The sequence below is a fragment of the Lawsonibacter asaccharolyticus genome (genome assembly GCF_022453915.1).
GTDB lineage: Bacteria > Bacillota > Clostridia > Oscillospirales > Oscillospiraceae > Lawsonibacter > Lawsonibacter asaccharolyticus.
Map to the genome: position 1 here is coordinate 697,642 of NZ_CP091870.1, position 18,516 is coordinate 716,157.

14 protein-coding genes are annotated in these 18,516 nt (G+C 60.9%); 11 read left to right on the forward strand and 3 right to left on the reverse strand.

The features are described 5' to 3' along the window. Positions 1–67: 67 nt before the first annotated feature. From L9O85_RS03170 to L9O85_RS03220, 11 genes are all read left to right on the forward strand, one after another. Complete coding sequence (locus tag L9O85_RS03170; RefSeq protein WP_050622589.1) at positions 68–1,099, forward strand: TAXI family TRAP transporter solute-binding subunit; 1,032 nt, start codon at positions 68–70, stop codon at positions 1,097–1,099. 65 nt (positions 1,100–1,164) lie between these two features. Further along, on the forward strand, positions 1,165–1,743 hold the full coding sequence (locus L9O85_RS03175; protein ID WP_277118004.1) for a DUF1850 domain-containing protein: 579 nt from the start codon (positions 1,165–1,167) through the stop codon (positions 1,741–1,743). Positions 1,744–1,796: 53 nt separating this feature from the next. Continuing rightward, positions 1,797–3,932 carry a TRAP transporter permease gene (locus L9O85_RS03180; protein WP_050622587.1) on the forward strand — a complete coding sequence of 712 codons (2,136 nt, stop codon included), beginning with the start codon at positions 1,797–1,799 and terminating at the stop codon, positions 3,930–3,932. A 221-nt stretch (positions 3,933–4,153) separates the two neighbouring features. Then, a complete protein-coding gene (locus L9O85_RS03185) occupies positions 4,154–4,633 on the forward strand; it encodes an Lrp/AsnC family transcriptional regulator (protein ID WP_050622586.1) in 480 nt (159 codons plus the stop codon). Then, positions 4,630–5,814, forward strand: a complete 1,185-nt coding sequence (locus tag L9O85_RS03190; protein WP_050622585.1) for a pyridoxal phosphate-dependent aminotransferase — start codon at positions 4,630–4,632, stop codon at positions 5,812–5,814. The genes L9O85_RS03185 and L9O85_RS03190 overlap by 4 nt, the downstream gene beginning before the upstream one ends. A 180-nt stretch (positions 5,815–5,994) precedes the next feature. After that, positions 5,995–6,597: a bifunctional phosphoserine phosphatase/homoserine phosphotransferase ThrH gene (thrH, locus tag L9O85_RS03195; protein ID WP_108979631.1), complete on the forward strand. Its 603-nt coding sequence runs from the start codon at positions 5,995–5,997 to the stop codon at positions 6,595–6,597. A gap of 115 nt (positions 6,598–6,712) precedes the next feature. After that, a complete protein-coding gene (locus tag L9O85_RS03200; RefSeq protein ID WP_050622583.1) occupies positions 6,713–6,949 on the forward strand; it encodes a hypothetical protein in 237 nt (78 codons plus the stop codon). A 504-nt stretch (positions 6,950–7,453) separates the two neighbouring features. Continuing rightward, positions 7,454–8,740 carry a DUF1015 domain-containing protein gene (locus L9O85_RS03205; protein ID WP_301579588.1) on the forward strand — a complete coding sequence of 429 codons (1,287 nt, stop codon included), beginning with the start codon at positions 7,454–7,456 and terminating at the stop codon, positions 8,738–8,740. Between the two features lie 19 nt (positions 8,741–8,759). Next, the gene (ispE, locus tag L9O85_RS03210; RefSeq protein ID WP_050622581.1) at positions 8,760–9,608 is read left to right on the forward strand and encodes a 4-(cytidine 5'-diphospho)-2-C-methyl-D-erythritol kinase; all 849 of its coding nucleotides are present in this window, start codon (positions 8,760–8,762) and stop codon (positions 9,606–9,608) included. A gap of 73 nt (positions 9,609–9,681) precedes the next feature. Continuing rightward, positions 9,682–10,302 (forward strand): stage II sporulation protein R, encoded by a 621-nt coding sequence (gene spoIIR, locus L9O85_RS03215; RefSeq protein WP_301579590.1) that lies wholly within the window; start codon positions 9,682–9,684, stop codon positions 10,300–10,302. Between the two features lie 247 nt (positions 10,303–10,549). After that, positions 10,550–13,105 carry an S-layer homology domain-containing protein gene (locus L9O85_RS03220; RefSeq protein ID WP_301579592.1) on the forward strand — a complete coding sequence of 852 codons (2,556 nt, stop codon included), beginning with the start codon at positions 10,550–10,552 and terminating at the stop codon, positions 13,103–13,105. A gap of 176 nt (positions 13,106–13,281) precedes the next feature. Here L9O85_RS03220 and L9O85_RS03225 read toward each other — a convergent pair whose 3' ends face one another. The 3 genes from L9O85_RS03225 to L9O85_RS03235 all read right to left on the reverse strand — a co-directional run bounded on the left by L9O85_RS03225 (position 13,282) and on the right by L9O85_RS03235 (position 18,293). Further along, complete coding sequence (locus L9O85_RS03225) at positions 13,282–14,916, reverse strand: ABC transporter ATP-binding protein (protein ID WP_301579593.1); 1,635 nt, start codon at positions 14,914–14,916, stop codon at positions 13,282–13,284. 3 nt (positions 14,917–14,919) lie between these two features. After that, complete coding sequence (locus tag L9O85_RS03230) at positions 14,920–16,749, reverse strand: ABC transporter permease (protein ID WP_277117909.1); 1,830 nt, start codon at positions 16,747–16,749, stop codon at positions 14,920–14,922. A 131-nt stretch (positions 16,750–16,880) separates the two neighbouring features. Continuing rightward, positions 16,881–18,293, reverse strand: coding sequence for a hypothetical protein (locus L9O85_RS03235; RefSeq protein WP_108979626.1), 1,413 nt, complete (start codon positions 18,291–18,293; stop codon positions 16,881–16,883). Positions 18,294–18,516 lie beyond the last annotated feature (223 nt).

Below are 18,516 nucleotides of genomic sequence, written 5' to 3' on the forward strand. Positions count from 1 at the left end.
TGCAAATAGGTCGGCCGCATCCCTCGGGCGGAAGGCCGAGTAAAGCTTGAAATGGAGGAAAGAGAATATGAAGAAAACACTTGCTCTCATCCTGGCGCTGTCTCTGTCCCTGGCGCTGGCCAGCTGCGGCAATCCCAATCAGCCCAGCAATTCCGGTACCACTTCTACTCCTGCCGCTTCTACCGGCACTACTTCCACCACCACACCTCCGGCCGGCGGCTCCGGCGAGACCGTCACCCTGGCGACCGGCGGCACCTCCGGCACCTATTACGCCTACGGCGGCGTGATGCAGACCACCCTCAACCCCCTGCTGACCACCGGCCAGCTGAATGTGACTTCCACCGGTGCCTCTTCCGCCAACATCCTGGAGGTGGCTGACGGCAATGCCCAGATGTCCATCCTGCAGTCCGACGTGCTCTCCTATGCCCACAGCGGCACCGACCTGTTCACCGAGGCTGAGACCAGCAGCCAGTGGGTGGCCGGCCTGTACAACGAGACCGTGCAGATCATCTCCGCCCCCGGCATCAAGGACGTATCCGAGCTGAAGGGCAAGACCGTCTGCGTGGGCGACGTGGGCTCCGGCACTGAGGTCAACGCCCGCCAGGTCCTGGAGGCCTACGGCATGACCACCGCCGACATCACCGCCACCAACGGTTCCTTCGGCGACGCCGCCAACGACCTGAAGGACGGCAAGATCGACGCCGCTTTCACCGTGGCCGGCGCCCCCACCACCTCGATCACTGAGCTGGATGCCACCGCTGAATTCGATATGATCAGCCTGACTCCCGAGGCCGTGGAGTATCTGACCACCAACTACCCCTTCCTGGTCCAGGAGGACCTGCCCGCCGGCACCTACCCCAACAACATCGACTATGATGTGACCTGCGTGGCCGTGAAGGCAGTTCTGGTGGCCTCTGAGGACCTGTCCGAGGACTTCGTCTATGAACTGCTGACCCAGATGTTCGAGAATCAGGAGAGCATGGCCGCTACTCAGGCCAAGTTCCAGTTCCTGACCCTGGAGAACGCGGTGGCCGGTGTGGGTGATGTGCCTATGCATCCCGGCGCTGAGAAGTTCTATACCGAGAAGGGTGTCCTGTGAGGGAGGACCGACCTCGCCGCACGGCCCGCCGGTCAAGTTCCGGTGACGAGTGACACCGGGATCTGATGAAAAAAAGGGTAATGGGAGCCGCCGCGATAATCATCATTATTGCGGCGGCTCTTCTAGTAACAGTCAGCATGCGGGCGGGCTGGTATCTCACCCTGCGCGGCGGGGAAAACGGTGAGACCTGCGTCCGCTACCGCCTGGACGAGGGAGACTGGTTCTGCGTGGGCTTTATCCACTCGGTCCATAAAAATCCGCTGATCGACTGCTATCAGATCCAGGAGCACAAGATCTATGTGGAGCAGACCTACTATTACAGCTTCGGCGCCGGGGTACAGAGCCAGCTGAACGAAGGGGAGTCCATGACATTGGGCGAGGACGGCTCCATTGTAGTGAGCAATATCCACAAGGATTTTGAGACGATCCCCCTGCAATATATCGTAGGCTCCCGATCAGATCACACGCTGATCCTGGGCGACATCCGGGAGGACTATGACCAGGTCCGTGATCTGGTCGGGGTGTTCCCGGAAGATGGGATGGAGGAGGTGACTCTGGAGAGCGGGATTCGAGTCATCAGTTTGAGCGCACTGTTTGGAAGAAGCTCGGTGGTCTCCATCGGGTACGAGTATCGGCTGTTCTGACCGCCTTGTCCGCTAGGGGCGGCGTCAGAACGATGCGACTAAGGAGGAGAATAATGGGCGATTTGGAAGATCGCAGCGTCAACACGGCTCCTGCCGGTGATCCCAGCGTAGACGTGGGAACGGCGGAGGACGTGGAAGCGGTCATGAAGAAGTATGACCGAGAATCCAACACCCGGATCTGGACCGGGGTCCCGGAGCTGGTCATTCGGATCATGCTGGCTCTCTTTTCCCTGTTCATGGTATGGATGAACCTGTTTGCCAGCTTTGACAACCGCGTCCGGCACTGCCTGTTTTTGGGCTTTATCATTTTGTTTGTATTCATTCTGTACCCTGCGAAAAAGGGAACACAGAAGGTGAATCACATCCCCTGGTATGACATCGTACTGGCAGTGGTGGGCGCGGCCTGCTACTTTAACTATGTCATCAACCTGAAGAGCATCGTGGCCATGATGACCCGGATCGGCACCACTGAGGTGGTGCTGGGTATCATCGGCATCCTGATCCTGGCGGAGTGCTGCCGCCGGGTGGTGGGCATCCCCATCCTATGCGTGGCCACGGCCTTCGTTCTTTATGCTTATCTGCCCATGTTTGCCGGAAAGACGGTGCAGAGCATTGTGTACAACCTGTTCTACACCACCAACGGCGTCATTGGCACCCCCATCAGCGTGTGCTGCACCTACATCGTGCTGTTCATCATCTTCGGCGCTTTCCTGGAGGCCACTGGCATCGCCAACTTCTTCATTGAAGGGGCAAACGCCATCGCAGGCTCCGCCTCCGGCGGTCCCGCCAAGGTAGCCGTCATCTCTTCCGCTCTGTGCGGCATGGTGTCCGGTTCCTCTGTGGGCAACACCGTGACCACCGGCGCCGTTACCATCCCCCTGATGAAGAAGACTGGCTATCCCCCGGAGTTCGCGGGTGCCGTTGAGGCCGCCGCCTCCACTGGCGGACAGATCATGCCCCCCATCATGGGCGCCGCCGCTTTCCTCATGGCCGAGATGGTCGGCGTCCCCTACTCTGAGATCGTGATCCGGGCCATCCTGCCCGCTTTCCTGTACTTCGCGGGCATCTTCCTTATGGTCCACTTCAAGGCCAAGAAGATGGGGCTGCACGGTCTGCCCAAGGACTCCCTGCCCAAGGCCAAGGATATCCTTCCCAAGATCTACCTGCTGGTGCCGCTGATCGTGCTGGTGTACATGATCATCGTGGGCTTCACCATGTCCCGCAGCGCTGTGTATGCCACCTTCGCCGCTATCACCATGGGTATGGTGGACCGGGAGAAGGGCGGCAAAAAGCTGCTCATGGCCCTGCCCCTCATCCCCCTGGCTGTCATCGTGATCCTGGGCAACAAGTCCTACGAATGGATCCCGGAGAACCTGGATAACATCTGTATGGGCCTTTGGGTGGTGCTGTTCGTTCTCTTCACGGTAATGAGCAAGCCCAACCGTGAGGCGGCCCCCTCCTATGTGGACGCCTTGGCCGCCGGGACCCGGAATACCCTGTCTGTAGGCGTAGCCTGCGGCATCGCGGGCATCATCGCCGGCGTGGTGACGATGACCGGTCTGGCCAATGTGCTCATCACCGCCATCGTACAGGTCGCCAACGGTCAGCTGATCATCGCCCTGTTCCTCACTATGCTGTGCTGCATCGTGCTGGGCATGGGCGTCCCCACCACCGCCAACTACGTCATTATGGCCACCACTTGTGCCCCTATCCTGGTGCAGGGCATGGGCATGGATCTGATGGCTGCCAACTTCTTCGTGTTCTACTTCGGCATTGTGGCCGACATCACCCCGCCCGTGGCCCTGGCCGCCTATGCCGGCTCCGCCATCGCCAAAGCGCCGCCTATGAGGACGGCCTTCAACGCCACCCGTCTGGCCATCGCGGCCTTCATCGTGCCCTACATCTTTGCTTTCAATAACACGATGCTGTTCATTGGCGATTTCAGCCCGCTGGACGTGGTGCAGGTGGTCCTTACCTCCTCGGTGGGTATGTTCCTCATCGCCGCCGGCATGATCGGCTACATGCTCCGGGATCTGAACTGGGGCGTGCGGATCGTGTGTATCGCCGCCGGTCTGATGCTGATCCATCCGGGCACTCTGACCGACATCATCGGTATCGGCGTTCTGGTCGTGGTGCTGGTGTTCCAGATCATTACCGGAAAGGGCAGTAAGGCTGTCAAGGCGGCCTGATTCTGCAGAAAGAGCAGAGCCTGGATCTTTGCCAGTCAAACACAGGACCCCCTGCGTCTTATGGCCGCAGGGGGTCCTGGTGTATCTTGGGGGGGATCTAAAAGGCAGCATTGCGCTTGGGCGGTAAATGAGATATAATAAATATGATATTCATTTCTGACAGGGAGCACCGGCTGCCGGACTCCGCAGTCAAAGATTTCGGAAAGGGAGGTCCCCGTGACATGAACACACTTTTAGAGCTTTTGGAACAGGACTGCACACAGTCTCCCGCACAGCTGGCAGCACAGGCCGGCATGACCGAGGCAGAGGCAAAGGATGAGCTGCGCCGGCTGGAAGAGGAGGGCGTGATCCTGGGATACCAGGCTGTGATCGACTGGGACCGGGTCAAGCGGGAGAATGTCACCGCCCTGATCGAGGTGAAGGTGACGCCTCAGTCCCTGGCCGGATTTGACCGCATCGCCGAGCGCATCTATCAGTATGACGAGGTGGAGAGCATGTATCTGATGAGCGGCTCCTTCGACCTGACAGTCATCATCTCTGGACGCAGCCTGCGGGAGGTAGCCCAGTTTGTGGGCGAGCGCCTGGCCCCACTGGAGGGGGTCACCGGCACGGCCACCCATTTCATTTTGAAAAAATATAAGGAGAAGCACCTGATTTTCCGGCCTCAGGAGCCCCAGGAAAGGGAGTATATCTTTGTATGAATTATGAGACGATCTTGAATCAGAAGATCCAGGGCATCCAGCCCTCTGGCATTCGGAAGTTTTTTGATATTCTGGAGGAGATGAAGGACGCCATTTCCCTGGGCATCGGGGAACCCGACTTTGTGACCCCCTGGCACATCCGGGATGCGGGTATCTATTCCCTGGAGCGGGGGTACACCAAATATACCTCCAACGCGGGCATGGCGGAGCTGCGGCGGGAGATCGCCAGCTATCTGGACCGCCGGTTCGGCCTGAAATACGACTACGCCAGCCAGATCTTGGTCACAGTAGGGGGCAGCGAGGCGCTGGATCTCTCCCTGCGGGTGCTGCTGAACCCGGGGGACGAGGTTATCATCCCCGTCCCATCCTTTGTCTGCTACGGACCGCTCACCGAGATGGCGGGGGGTGTCCCGGTCTATGTGGAGCTGAAGGCAGAGAACCAGTTCCGCCTGACGCCTGAGCAGCTGAAGGCCGCCATTACCCCCAGGACCAAGGCGCTGGTGCTGCCCTTCCCCTCCAACCCCACCGGCGGCATTATGGAGCGGCAGGACCTGGAGGCTCTGGCCCAGGTGCTGCGGGACACGGAGATCATGGTGGTCTCCGATGAGATCTATGCCGAGCTGACCTACGGCCAGCGCCATGTGTCCATGGCCAATCTGGAGGAGATGTATGACCGCACCATCGTGGTCAACGGTTTCTCCAAGAGCCACGCCATGACTGGCTGGCGGATGGGCTATGTCTGCGCCCCCAAGCCTATCATCCAGTGCCTGACCAAGCTGCACCAGTTCGGTATCATGTCCGCCCCCACCGTCAGCCAGTATGCCGCCATCGAGGCCATGCGCAACGGGGACCGGGACATCGAGCACATGCGGGAGGAGTACGACAGCCGCCGCCGCTATCTGGTGGAGAATCTGCGCCGCATCGGTCTGAGCTGCTTTGAGCCCAAGGGCGCTTTCTACGTCTTCCCGGATATCCGTTCCACCGGCCTGACCTCCAACGAGTTCTGTGAGCGCTTCCTGCGGGAGGAGCGGGTAGCGGTGATCCCCGGTTCCGCCTTCGGCCCCGGGGGCGAGGGCTTCGTCCGGGCCTGCTATGCCGCCTCGATGAAGGATATCTCCGAGGCCATCACCCGGATGGACAACTTCCTGACCAACCTGCGCCGCAGCCAGGGCAGGGGTTGAAAATGAACTTAAATAGGATATTATTCGAAAAAAATTACAAATCGTATTGAAAAGCGCCCGGCTTTGGTCTGCCTCTGGGACGAGCCCCATGTAATCCCTGCACCCTGTGGGTCGGGGACCACACAAGAGAAGGGACTCGGTCGGGGACATCAGGCCGGGAAACAGAGAGGAGAATCGACCATGAATATCGTATGCCTGGATATGGAGGGGGTCCTGGTCCCGGAGATTTGGATCGCCTTTGCGGAGGAGAGCGGTATCCCGGAGCTGAAGCGCACCACCCGGGACGAGCCGGACTATGACAAGCTGATGAAGTGGCGCTTGGAGATCCTGAAGGAGCACGGCCTGGGCCTGAAGGAGATCCAGGCCACCATCGCCAAGATCGACCCCCTGCCGGGGGCCAAGGAGTTCCTGGACGAGCTGCGCACCCTCACCCAGGTGGTCATCCTCAGCGACACCTTCGAGCAGTTTGCCAAGCCCCTGATGGCCAAGCTGAACTGGCCCACCATCTTCTGCAACACCCTGGAGGTGGCCCCCGACGGAGCCATCACGGGCTATCGGATGCGCTGCCCCCAGTCCAAGCTGACCACGGTGAAGGCCCTCCAGTCCATGGGCTATGAGACGATCGCCAGCGGGGACAGCTTCAACGACCTGGGGATGATCCAGGCCAGCAAGGCGGGCTTCCTGTTCAAGAGCACCCAGGCCATCAGGGCCGACCACCCGGAGCTGCCCGCCTTTGAGGAGTTCGGCGAGTTGTTGGAAGCCATCAAGGGGGCCATAGGCTGATAGCTCTCTGTCTAAAGAACGGAGAAGACGAAATCAGACCGCACTTCAAATCACATTGAGGAGTGCCCCCAACAGAGCAGAAGCAAAGATAGGTGTTGCGAAAGGAGCGGGCCCTATGAAGACCGTGGCGGTCATTTTTGGACTTATTTTCCTCGTCTACCTGGCGGCCTGGCTGGGCAGCCTTGACATGGCGGCCCGCATCGCGGCCCTGCTCCTGATTGCTGTGAAGGCTGTGGGGCTGGGAGCGCTGGTGGTCCTTTGCTGGAAGGTCAAGAAACAGTGGGACCGGATGGAAGAAAAGCTGGATGCCATAATCTCCCAGCTGGAGGAGTGGCAGCGTCTCAAAAAGTAACCTTTCCCACAGCGTGCCGTCCAAGTGTGCCGCTCCTGCAAAAAGGGGCCTCTTTGGTGATGCCGTAGAGGCCGGTCCCAGACCGGCATGCCAGGATTCGCACCGGGAGTGTCGGCTTAGCAAAGCCAGGCGCAGTTGTGGAATTGCATGCGCCCTGAATTTCTGCAGACCAGGGCCCAGTGGCCCGGTGGGAATTTAGACCATCCACTCAGATTTTGCGAGCCGGAAATAACGTATGACCAAACAGGAGCGTGTCCCCGTAATGAAGGACCCGGGGTAAGGCGGATATGAGCGTGAAGCGATCATCCTGAGCTGCCCCCCGGCGATCCTTTGGTGACTTTCCCGGCGCTGGGAAAGTCACTTGCCGCCCGCAGGCGGCGACCCACCTGCGAAAACTACCCAAGACGGCGCGCCGCGTCATCGCGCCCTGCGGAAAGAACCAAAACTGCCAAGGCCGGCAAAATCCCCCTGCATCAAGAGAACGATTAAAGTGAGTGACCATTGATGAATGATTTATTTGAAACCCTCCCCTTTCGTCCGGCGGATATCCTGCTCCCCCAAAACTGCGACCTGGGCCTGTGGAGCGTGGTGGCCTGTGACCAGTACACCTCACAGCCGGAATACTGGCAGCGGGTAGAAGAGAGGGTGGGGCGGGCCCCCTCATCCCTGCGGCTCATCCTGCCGGAGAGCTGTCTGGACGGTCCCAGCGTGGAGACCGACATCATGGAGATCAACAACACCATGTCCCGCTATCTGCGGGAGGAGAGGTTTGCCCTTCTGCCCCAGACCATGATCTATGTAGAGCGCACCCTGCACAACGGAAAGCTCCGCAGAGGACTGGTGGGCATGGTGGACCTGGAGCAGTACGACTATGAGCCGGGCTCCCCGGCCCAGGTGCGGGCCACCGAGGGCACCGTCCTCTCCCGTATCCCGCCCCGAGTGGCGGTGCGGAAGAACGCCCCCATTGAGCTGCCTCACGTCATGCTCCTCACTGACGATCCGGAGCGCACCGTCATCGAGCCCCTGGCCCGGGAGAAGGCGGGCATGGAGCAGGTCTATGACTTCGATTTGATGGAGCGGGGCGGCCACCTGGCCGGCTGGAAGCTGGGGAGGGAGCAGCTCTCCGCCGTGGCCGGCGCCCTCCAGGCTCTGGCTGATCCCGCCGCCTTCAACGCCCGCTACGGGACCCAGGACCAGCCTGTCCTCCTGTTCGCTGTGGGAGACGGGAACCACTCCCTGGCCACCGCCAAGGAGTGCTATGAGCGGCAGAAGCGCATCACGCCCCAGGATCAGTGGGAGACCCTGCCCTCCCGGTACGCCCTGGCGGAGCTGGTCAACCTCCACGACGAGTCCCTGGAGTTCGAGCCCATCCACCGGGTGGTCTTCGGCGCGGAGCCGGCCCAGGTGCTCTCCGCCCTGCGCATGGCTTACCCTGATGCCCGGGAGGGGGAGGGGGACGGACATGTGATCCGCTACCTCTACGGGAACGCCCGGGGGGCCCTCACCGTCCCAGACCCCGCCGCCCAGCTGGCGGTGGGAACCCTTCAGTCCTTCCTGGACCGGTGGATGGAGGGGCGGTCCGGCGTCAGCATGGACTATATCCACGGGGCCGAGGTAGTGGAAGAGCTGACCCGGCGGCCCAAGGCCATCGGCTTCCTCCTGCCGCCCATGAAAAAGGAGGAGCTGTTCCCCACCGTGATCCACGACGGAGTGCTGCCCCGAAAGACCTTCTCCATGGGGGAGGCCCACGACAAGCGCTTTTACTTAGAGGCCCGGAAGATCCGGCTGTGAACCGGTGGAGGTGCGGACGATGGAACGATTTGCCCCCGCCAAGCTGAACCTGACGCTGGATGTGCTGGGAAAGCGGCCTGACGGCTACCACGACCTGAAGATGGTGATGCAGTCCATCACCCTGGGGGATACCCTCACCCTGGAGCCGGGCGGGGAGGGCGTGCGGGTGCAGACCGACCTGCATTTCCTGCCCACGGGGCCCAAGAACCTGGCCGCCGCCGCCGCGCTCCGCTTCTATGAGACGCTGGGACGACCGGTGCCGGGACTGGAGATCTCCATCCGCAAGCGCATCCCGGTGTGCGCCGGGATGGCCGGCGGCAGCACCGATGCCGCCGCTGTGCTGCGGGCCCTGAACGAGAAGGAGGGGAATCCCTTCTCCATGGAGGAGCTGGCACGGGTGGGGGAAGGGGTGGGCTCCGACGTCCCTTACTGCGTACTGGGCGGCACCGCCTTGGCCGAGGGGCGGGGGGAGATGCTGACCCCGCTGCCCCCGCTGCCCCGGTGCTGGGTGGCTGTGTGCAAGCCGGATTTCCCCGTCTCCACACCAGAGCTGTTTGCACGCATCGACGGGATGCGGGTCCGCTGCCGGCCCGACACCGCCGGACTGCTGGCAGCGCTGGCGGCGGGGGACCTGCCTGGTGTGGCCCGACGCATGTACAACGTGTTTGAGGAAGTGCTGCCGGAGCGGCAGGAGGTAAGGGTGGCAGAGATCAAGCACACACTGATCCAGTGCGGAGCCCTGGGCGCCACCATGAGCGGGACGGGCCCCACCGCCTTTGGCCTGTTCCAACGGAAGGAGCTGGCAGAGGAGGCCTGTGCCCTTCTGTCAGAGCAGAACCGGGATACATTTTTGGCGGAAACGGTTTAAGAAGGAAAGACACTGTCCATACTCTTCGTAGAATTCCACTCGGAAAATACGAAAGGTATGGATGGTGTTGTATATGGACCGAAAAATGAAGCGCTGGGAGTTGGCGCTGATGTGCGGCGTGCTGTGCGCACTGGCACTGGGGGGATGGCTGGACCGGGAGCAGGAGCGGCTGGCGGACCAGGTGATCCGCCTCCATGTCATCGCCAATTCAGACAGCCCGGAGGACCAGGCACTGAAACTGGAGGTTCGGGACCAGGTCCTGGCCCACGCGGAGGAGCTGTACCCGGCGGGGGCAGACCGCACGGCGGCGGCGGCGGCCATCCAGGAGCATCTGCCTGAGCTGGCAGCGGCAGGACAGCGGGTGCTGGAGGAGCGGGGCTGCGACTACGCGGTCCGGGCGGAGCTGACAGAGACCTGGTTCCCCAGCAAGGAGTATGAGGACTTTGCCCTTCCGGCAGGAGAATACACGGCCCTGCGGGTGGTCATCGGCGAGGGAGCGGGGCAGAACTGGTGGTGCGTGGCCTTCCCGCCCCTGTGCTTGGGTGCGGCCAGCGAGACAGTGGAGGAGGCGGCCCAGGCGGGACGCTTCACCGATGACCAGGCCGCCCTGATGACTGGCGAGACCCAGGGATATGTGCTGAAGTTCAAGGCCATCGAGCTCTGGGAGGGTCTGAAAAGACTGACCGGGGGTTGAAAGGGAACGGGCGGGGGAGGCCGGAGGGCCTCCCCCGCCTGTCATTTGCAAAAGATTCAATGAATCTTTTGCATGGTACTATCTATAATTTAACACTAGAAAAAATGTATTGAACAGGATATAATGAAAGACATCAGTCCAAGCAGCAAAAATTATGGAAAACAACGAAAAATGGGAGGCGGTAAAGCAGAGGAACAAGATATCTATTTTGCAGAGCGTGAACAAATTTAGGGAGGAAGCAAACAAGATGAAAAGAAAGATGCAGAGATTTGTGACTGTGTCCACTGCGGCGGCGCTGTCTCTGGCCATGGCGGTGCCTGGAAGCGCGGCGTATCAGCCGGAGCAGAAGTTCCAGGACGTGAGCCGGAGCGCATCCTACTACGAGGATGTGATGGACGCCAACTACTACGGCCTGATGGCGGGCGTGAGCGGGAAGACCTTCGATACGGAGAGCACCATCACCCGGGCCATGTGGGTGACGATGCTGTACAAGATGGCGGGACAGCCAGCGGTGCAGAGCAAGGACACCTTCACTGACGTGAAGACGGGCGACTGGTTTGCCCAGGCGGCCACCTGGGCGGTGGAGCAGGGGATCACGGCGGGCTACGAGGACGGAAGCTTCGGTGTGAACCAGACCATCACCCGCCAGGAGATGGCGGTGATGGCATCCAAGTTTGCGGCGCAGTATAAGGATGCGGCGGTCAGCGCCTCTGCGAACCTGGCCGGTTACGCCGATGCCGGGGAGCTGGACAGCTGGGCCAGCGAGGCCATGTCCTGGGCACTGTCCAGCGGTGTGATGCAGGCGGTGGACGGCAAGCTGTCCCCCAAGAGCACGGTGAGCCGGGCCAACACGGCGGGTGTGGCCGTGCGGCTGTATGAGCTGGGCGGCGTGGATCTGGACACGATCACGGCGCTGGAGAAGGACTGGACCCAGGCGGCCCAGCTGCCGCTGACCGGCTGGTTCACGAAGAACATCGATGTGGAGGGTGACCGCCAGGTGACGGTGTACATCTCCGAGGAGGCGTCCATCCGCTCCTACTTCACCGTGATCGCGGTGCCCAATGGTGTGGATACCCAGCAGTTCCTGGAGGACGAGGGGTGGATCGACCTGATGGACCAGAAGGGCGAGGCTCTGTTCGTGCTGGAGCCCGGCGCGGAGGGCTGGGGCAGCGCGGCGGAGGAGAAGGCCTACATGGACGCCGCCATTGCCTTCCTGAAGAGCGGCAGAAATGAGGCTGGCATCAACGTGTTCTCCACCTTTGGAGAGTTTTATCTGGCAGGCTACGGCGAGGGCGCCGCTCCCCTGGAGGCATGGGCCGCTGAGAATCCCATCTTTGTCATCAGCCAGGCCTTTGTAAATGCCGCTTCTGCCGGGAAGGCTGTTCTGGAAGAGGCTGGTTCTGCGCTTTATGACGGCTCTAATACCAGTGGCTATGATGCTGGCTTCAAGACCGACGCAGAGTTCCAGGCGGTGCTGAAAGAGTGCGGAATGGAGCAGATCGCCCGTAAGGATGTGCCTGTACCCACCTGGTTTGCCGGAACCTCCTCTGCTGACAGCGTAGACTATTGGAAAGAAGCCAATGACTGCGTTTCCAATGCAGACGGGGAGGGCGTATATCGTCAGGATAAGGACTCGGATGCGATCCAGACTGCTTTTGCCAATGCGCAGCTCCCCGCCAGTGAGCGGTACGGCATTTCTCAGGTGAAGGTGAGCTCTGAGACCCCCAGCGCCGCTGAGATCTATGCTTTCCTGTCTGTCTACACCCGCTACGACAACACCTTCGCGTATAGCAACGCGCTGACCTACCGCCTAGACTATACCTCCGCCCGAGTGGCTGCCCAGCAGGCGGCTAAGGCCGGACAGGTGCAGAAGACCCTCAGCGACGGGACCCAGATCCTGGCCCAGGAGGATGTGGCCATTGACGGACACGGCACCGTCCAGGTGGGCGTGATCGCCTTCAGTGACAACAGCGGCGACGGGCTGTGGGATCCCCGGGAATATATTGCCTATGTGCCCGATGGATTTGAGGGTAAGGAACTGCCTGTGCTCGTGCTCTACCCTGGCAACAGCCAGACTGACTCCATTTTTATGGATTCCACCCTCTGGTGGCAGGTGGCGGACAAAGAGGGGATCGTGCTGGCTTTCGTCTGCGAGACTTATAGTGCCAGCCCCAGCAGTGTGTCTCACGCTGACTCCGACAAGTTCTATAACTCCCTGATGGCCGTGCTGGAAGAGACTATTGACGGCACTTATGCAGATCTGGACTTCACCCGGATCTACGGCTCCGGACAGTCTGCAGGCTCCATGGCTACACAGGGCTTTGTCCGCACTAACCCCGAATTCTATGCGGCTGCTGCCTCCACCTCTGGACTGGCCGTGCCTGATGGCACTTCTCAGCTGCCCGAGGGGGCTGGCGGGGCTATGCCCGACTTTGTCATCACTGGCCAGAGCGACCTGGATAACCTGATGCCTGACCTGTGGGGCTCTGAGATGGCCAATGAGTGGATCACCTACCTCTTTGATGTGAACAACATGCCTGACGCGCAGATTGGTACTGCCGATGATGAGCATGAGTTTATCAACGACCGCACCAAGGTCTATACTTGGGAGAATAGCGACGGGGTGCCCGTGGTCAAGTATGGATATACCCTGCTGCGTGCCCATAACTGCAGTCCCTATGAGATGCCCATCCTGTGGGATTTCATGGAGCACTTCAGCTTTGAGAAGGCCGAGGACGGCACGATCACCCGCTATTACAGCGCCTCCGCGTTTGAGAGAGACGACGCGGTGACCCTGAAATAAGAATCAACTGTAGCAGAACGACCGGGAGCCCCATGGGGCTCCCGGTCGTTCTGCTTGCGGAAAAAGCCTTGCGGAGTTGGCGCCCGCAGGCGTGGACCAAATTCTGATCTGGTTTCCCCGGCGACATGTGCGTCGGAGAAAACCTTCTGCGAGATATTTCCGCCTGGATAGACGCTTCACAGCTCCAGGGAGCCGGTGGCGATGCAGGCGCCGCTCTTCCGGTGGAAGAGCATGATGTTGTCCCCGGAGACGGTCACAGGCACCTTCTCCCCGATGGTGAACAGGGAGCTGCCGAAGATGACGCCGGTGAGCAGGAAGTCGTCCACCCGCACCTTGATGGTGGACTCCATGCCGGTGGGCATGGCGCCATAGATCTCCCCCTCCAGGGGACTCTGGTCCGCAATATCCAGAAACTCCGGGCGGATGCCCAGCACCAGGTCCTGGTCGGTGAGCACTGGATCGTCCTGAAGGGAGTCGTCGTCCTCCACCACCTTGGCGATGTGGTAGCGGAAAGCCTCGTCCTTATTGCCCTTCTCCACATAGGACTTCTCTGCCGCGCGCTTCCGATGGGCCTCCTCCCGGGCCGCCGCCTGGGCGGACCGGTCCCGGAACCACTGGGACAGGTCCAGCGGGGTGCTGGGGCGGAAGAGTGCTTTCCGGCCCTGGAACACGGTGAGCTCCACCGCGCCGTCGGCCCGCTGCGCCCCCTTGGCCTCCACGAAGTTGATGGAGGGGTTGCCTACGAAGTCGGCCACAAACAGGTTGTTGGGCTGGTGGTACACAGTGAGGGGGGCGTCGTACTGCTGGAGCACGCCGTTTTCAATGAGGCAGATCTGGGTGGCCAGGGTCATGGCCTCCATCTGGTCGTGGGTGACATAGACGAAGGTAGAACCGGTCTCCACGTGGAGGCGCTGGAGCTCATAGCGCATCTCCAGGCGCAGCTTGGCGTCCAAATTGGACAGGGGCTCATCCATGAACAGCACCGAAGGCTCAGGGGCCAGGGTGCGGGCGATGGCCACCCGCTGCTGCTGGCCGCCGGAGAGCTCTGCGGGGTAGCGGTCCATAAACATGCCGATCTTCACGATGCGGGCCACCCGGCGGACGGTGAGGTCGATCTCCTCCCGGGTGAGCTTGCGGGTCTCGGTGATCACCTGGCCCCCTTTTACCAGGCGGAACTCCCCGTCCAGCTCGCCGCCCGCCGCAGCGGCGGACTGCCTGGCGGCCTCCACCCTGCCCCGGAGGGAGGCGATCTCTCCAGACAGGTCGGGGGACTGCTCCAGGCGGTAGGAGAGGAGCTGCTTGGCGGTGTAGATGGAGATGGTGAATGTGTCCACCAGCTTCAGCTGGGCCTTCTTCTGGTCCAGCCTGCCGTCCTTGTCCCGGCACTCCTCCAGCACCCGGACCACCTCGGCGGGCTGCTCCAGGATCTCCGCTAAACGGGCGGCGTTCTTGGCTTCGAAGTCGACCTTGGGCAGGGGCTCCTTGATGTTTTTCAGGCCGAAGGAGATGTTCTCATAGACAGTCATATTGGGCCACAGGGCGTAGTTTTGAAAGAGAAAGCCCACTTTGCGCTTGTTGGCCGGGATGTTGATGCCCAGGGCGCTGTCAAAGACCACCTGGTCGCCGATGGTGATGCGGCCGCTGGTGGGGGTCTCCAGACCGGCGATCATCCGCAGGGTGGTGGTCTTGCCGCAGCCGGAGGGGCCCAGCAGAGTGACGAAGGCGTTGTCCTGGATGACCAGATCCAGGTCATCCACGGCGTAGAACTTGCCCCAGCGCTTGGTCACATGTTCTAATTTGATCTCAGGCATGGTTTAACCTCCTATTCCCTCGTCCAGACTGGCTCCGGTGACCTTGTTGACCACGGTGTTGAACACCAGGATGGTGATGATCAGGATCAGGTTGATGCCGCTGGAGAAGGCGTATAGACCCATCTCGTCGAAGTAGTCCAGGGTGGTGGACAGGATGAAGCCCTGGGTGCACAGCAGCATGAACAGGGACAGCTCCCGCAGGCAGGTCATGAAGGGGAGCATATAGCCGCTGATGATGGAGGACTTCTGGATGGGGATGATGATGCGGGTCATCCGCTTGACCCAGGGCACATCCTGGATGATAGCGGCCTCCTCGATCTCGCCGGACAGCTGGAGCATGGAGTTGAGGGAGCTGCGGCTGGCGAAGGGGATGTACTTGATTGTGCCTACGACGATGAGCAGAGTATAGGTATTGAAGAGGTTGACGTGCTCATTGGAAAACAGGACGAAGAAGGCCGCCCCCACGGCGATGGAGGGCATGAGGTAGGGGAGGAAGGCCATGGAGTTCACATAGCTGGCCGCCTTACTTCGCCGGTTCTTGGACACGGCGTAGCCGATGAGGGTGCCGATGGTGCCCGCCAGCAGGGCACAGGCCACGCTGACCAGCAGGGTGCCCTTGAATGCGTTCCAGATAGTGTCGTTGTGGAGGATGCCTTTCTGTCCGTACATGCCGTTTTCGGTGATGTTCTCATCGGTGACCCACCACTTGGTGGTCAGGTTGTCCGGGTCCCCGGTGTATAGGAAGGAGTAGTCCCCCGGATTGGGGAGGAAGGTCTCGAAGGCGAAGGAGACGATGGGGAAGATACTGGTGAAGAAGGTGACCACCACCAGGACCAGGGCGATGATGTATTTGCCCGCCCGGCCCAGATTGATCTTGGAGATCTGTCCCGACTTGCCGGTGACGGTGGTGTAGTTTTTCCGGCTGTGGAGGGACATCTGGTTGAGGAGCATGATGGCCACGCCAAAGATCATCATGATGATGGCCAGGATGCTGGCCTCGCCGGTGTACTTGGAGTTCATGGACACGTACTTGGTGGACAGAGTGGTCAGGCCCAGGTAGTGGGGCACGGGGTAGGAGCCCATGGAGCTGCCGAAGACCAGCAGGATGGTGGACAGAATGGCCGGCTTCACCATAGGCAGGGTGATCTTGCACATGGTCTTCCACTTGGGGGTGTCCAGAATGGTGGCTGCCTCCTCCAGGTTGGCGTCCATGTTGCGGAAGATGCCCCCGATGAGGATATAGGCGAAGGGGGCGTAGTGCAGGCCCAGCACCACCAGGCTGGGAAAGAGGCCCTTGCACCACCACAGGGGCATCTGGATGCCCGCGGTAGCGGCCAGCAGGCCGTTGGAGGTGCCGGTGACGGCGTTGGAGTTGAACAGGTTCTGCCACACCACAGCCAGGGTCCATTGGGGCATGATGTAGGGGAAGATGAAGATGGAGCTGAGGTATTTCCGCCAGGCCAGGTTGGTGCGGGTGACCAGGAAGGCGAACACTCCGCCGAAGAGGATGGACACCAAGCAGGTGCCCACGGCCAGATAGATGGTGTTCAGCAGGGGGGTCCACAGGTTGGTCTTGGCCAAGGTGCTGGTGAACAGGTCGATGTAGTTCACCAGGGTATAGCCGGCGGTCTGGCCGGTGAGATGGGCATCGATGGTGCCGGGGTGGATCTTGAAGGTGTCCTCCACAATGGCCACGATGGGGGCGATGGTGGTGATGGTCACCACGATGCCCATCAGCAGCAGGATCACGTTGTGGGGCTTGGACAGGAAGGTCCTGAGCCTGTTCCAGAGGATGGCGGACCGTGCGGCGCCGGGGGTCGTGGTTTGGTTCATATGCGGCACTCCTCTCATGCGGGAATGGAGGGGCGCCCTTGGAGGCAACTCGGCTCCAAGGGCGCCCTGCTCTGCGTTTCGTCAAAACCGGCGCTCAGCGCCCAGAGGTCCGGTGACGCCGGGGATGGGGCTCAGCCGGCGCTGTACTTGTCCAGCATCTCGATCCAGCTGCCCACGGTGAAGGAGACGGAGGCGCAGTACTCGGGGTCCTCCAGGACCAGCTTGCCCTCGTTGGTCCACCAGTCGTAGCCGTGGTCGTTCAGGGCGGCGTACTCCACGGTGGTGCCGTCCTCGGCCATGCCGCCGGTCTCGTGGTGATAGATGGCCTCGTTTTCCGCAGCCACCTCGGGATTAGAGGAGTAGCCGCCGATGTCCTTGCCCCAGGCGGAGAAGCCGTCGGCGGTGCAGGTCATGTAGGCGATGAAGGCGCAGGCAGTCCAGGGCAGAGGGCTGTTGTCGGTGACGAACAGATAGTGGCAGTAGCCGAAACCGCCCATTCCGGTGTAGCCGTCGTTATAGGCCGCCACGGTGATGTTGTTCTTGGAGACGGAGGCGGACTCCTCCACGCTGCGCAGCTTGGAGTAGACGATCAGGCCGAACTGGTCAGTGGCGGACTGGTCCACCAAGGTGTTGCAGATGGGGCCGTCGTCAGTCTGGGCATTGTAGCTGCCCACCCACAGCTTGATCCAGGCCAGGGCGTATTTGCCGTTCTCCCCCAGGCCCAGGCTCTCGGCCTCGGAGGCCATCTCGTTGATGGTGGGCTGGAAGTAGGCCTGTTCCTCGGCGGACAGGGCATCGAAGGCCTCCTTCAGCATGGCGGCGTAGTCATCCCGGGTGAGCATATACAGGAAGTTCTTACCCACGATTTCAGAGTCGATGTCCATAAACAGGCCGTGCTCGCCCTCGGCCACGAAATCCCAGCAGTTGTCATAGGATTTGGAACCGGTGTTGTTGTACATGAAGATCTTGTTCAGAGTCTGAAGGGGCAGATAGCCCTGGTACTCCTCGGGGGTGGTGCCGTTGGCCTCCGCCCAGTCCTTGGGGATGAAGGTGTCCAGAATGCCGGTCTGGACCATCTTGGACTCGATCTGGTTGCCGTCCTGGATCAGGGTCATGGCAAAGGTGCCGGTGTCCTTCAGGGAGTCGGCGGTGAGCTGATCGAAGATCTTGTTGTTCTTGGGCTGCTGCCACTCGAACTCCATGGTGTAGCTTGGGTCGATGGACTGCAGATACTCGATGAACAGGGGCAGGGCACTCTTGCCGCGGCTGGAGTTGCCCACGCCCAGGAAGGTTTTGCCGTTGGACTCCTCGATGGCCTTCTGGGCCAGTTCCTCCAGGGTCATCCCCTGGGCCTCCTGGATGATCTGCTGGGTGGGTGTCAGATCGGCGGAGGGCTGGGGCTGGGGTTCGCTGCCGGCAGGGGCGGAGCTGCCGGCGCTGGTCCCCGCAGAGCTGCCGCCGCCCTGGGTCCCGCCGCCACCGCCGCAGGCTGCCAGGGAGAAGCTGAGGGCACAGGCCAGGAGCAATGAAATGGTACGTTTCATTTTGGTTCCTCCTTCATCATTTTTCATAAAATTGAACCTGATATCCCAGGTCCTGTGTGCAATTTTATTGTATCGCCTCCGTGATGGAAAAAACAGGGGACAAATCTGCGCTTTTTTGTTATCTTCTGCAATTTCTGTGGAAATTAGATGAAAAGAGGAGGGGGGGTGTGATATAATTATGCAAAACACCAAACTGAGCACAAAACAGGCGAGGGGGGAGCGG

Coding starts and splice junctions, on each gene's coding strand:
- L9O85_RS03170 (WP_050622589.1), top strand. CDS start 68: ATGAAGAAAACACTTGCTCTCATCCTGGCGCTGTCTCTGTCCCTGGCG.
- L9O85_RS03175 (WP_277118004.1), top strand. CDS start 1,165: ATGAAAAAAAGGGTAATGGGAGCCGCCGCGATAATCATCATTATTGCG.
- L9O85_RS03180 (WP_050622587.1), top strand. CDS start 1,797: ATGGGCGATTTGGAAGATCGCAGCGTCAACACGGCTCCTGCCGGTGAT.
- L9O85_RS03185 (WP_050622586.1), top strand. CDS start 4,154: ATGAACACACTTTTAGAGCTTTTGGAACAGGACTGCACACAGTCTCCC.
- L9O85_RS03190 (WP_050622585.1), top strand. CDS start 4,630: ATGAATTATGAGACGATCTTGAATCAGAAGATCCAGGGCATCCAGCCC.
- thrH (WP_108979631.1), top strand. CDS start 5,995: ATGAATATCGTATGCCTGGATATGGAGGGGGTCCTGGTCCCGGAGATT.
- L9O85_RS03200 (WP_050622583.1), top strand. CDS start 6,713: ATGAAGACCGTGGCGGTCATTTTTGGACTTATTTTCCTCGTCTACCTG.
- L9O85_RS03205 (WP_301579588.1), top strand. CDS start 7,454: ATGAATGATTTATTTGAAACCCTCCCCTTTCGTCCGGCGGATATCCTG.
- ispE (WP_050622581.1), top strand. CDS start 8,760: ATGGAACGATTTGCCCCCGCCAAGCTGAACCTGACGCTGGATGTGCTG.
- spoIIR (WP_301579590.1), top strand. CDS start 9,682: ATGGACCGAAAAATGAAGCGCTGGGAGTTGGCGCTGATGTGCGGCGTG.
- L9O85_RS03220 (WP_301579592.1), top strand. CDS start 10,550: ATGAAAAGAAAGATGCAGAGATTTGTGACTGTGTCCACTGCGGCGGCG.
- L9O85_RS03225 (WP_301579593.1), bottom strand. CDS start 14,916: ATGCCTGAGATCAAATTAGAACATGTGACCAAGCGCTGGGGCAAGTTC.
- L9O85_RS03230 (WP_277117909.1), bottom strand. CDS start 16,749: ATGAACCAAACCACGACCCCCGGCGCCGCACGGTCCGCCATCCTCTGG.
- L9O85_RS03235 (WP_108979626.1), bottom strand. CDS start 18,293: ATGAAACGTACCATTTCATTGCTCCTGGCCTGTGCCCTCAGCTTCTCC.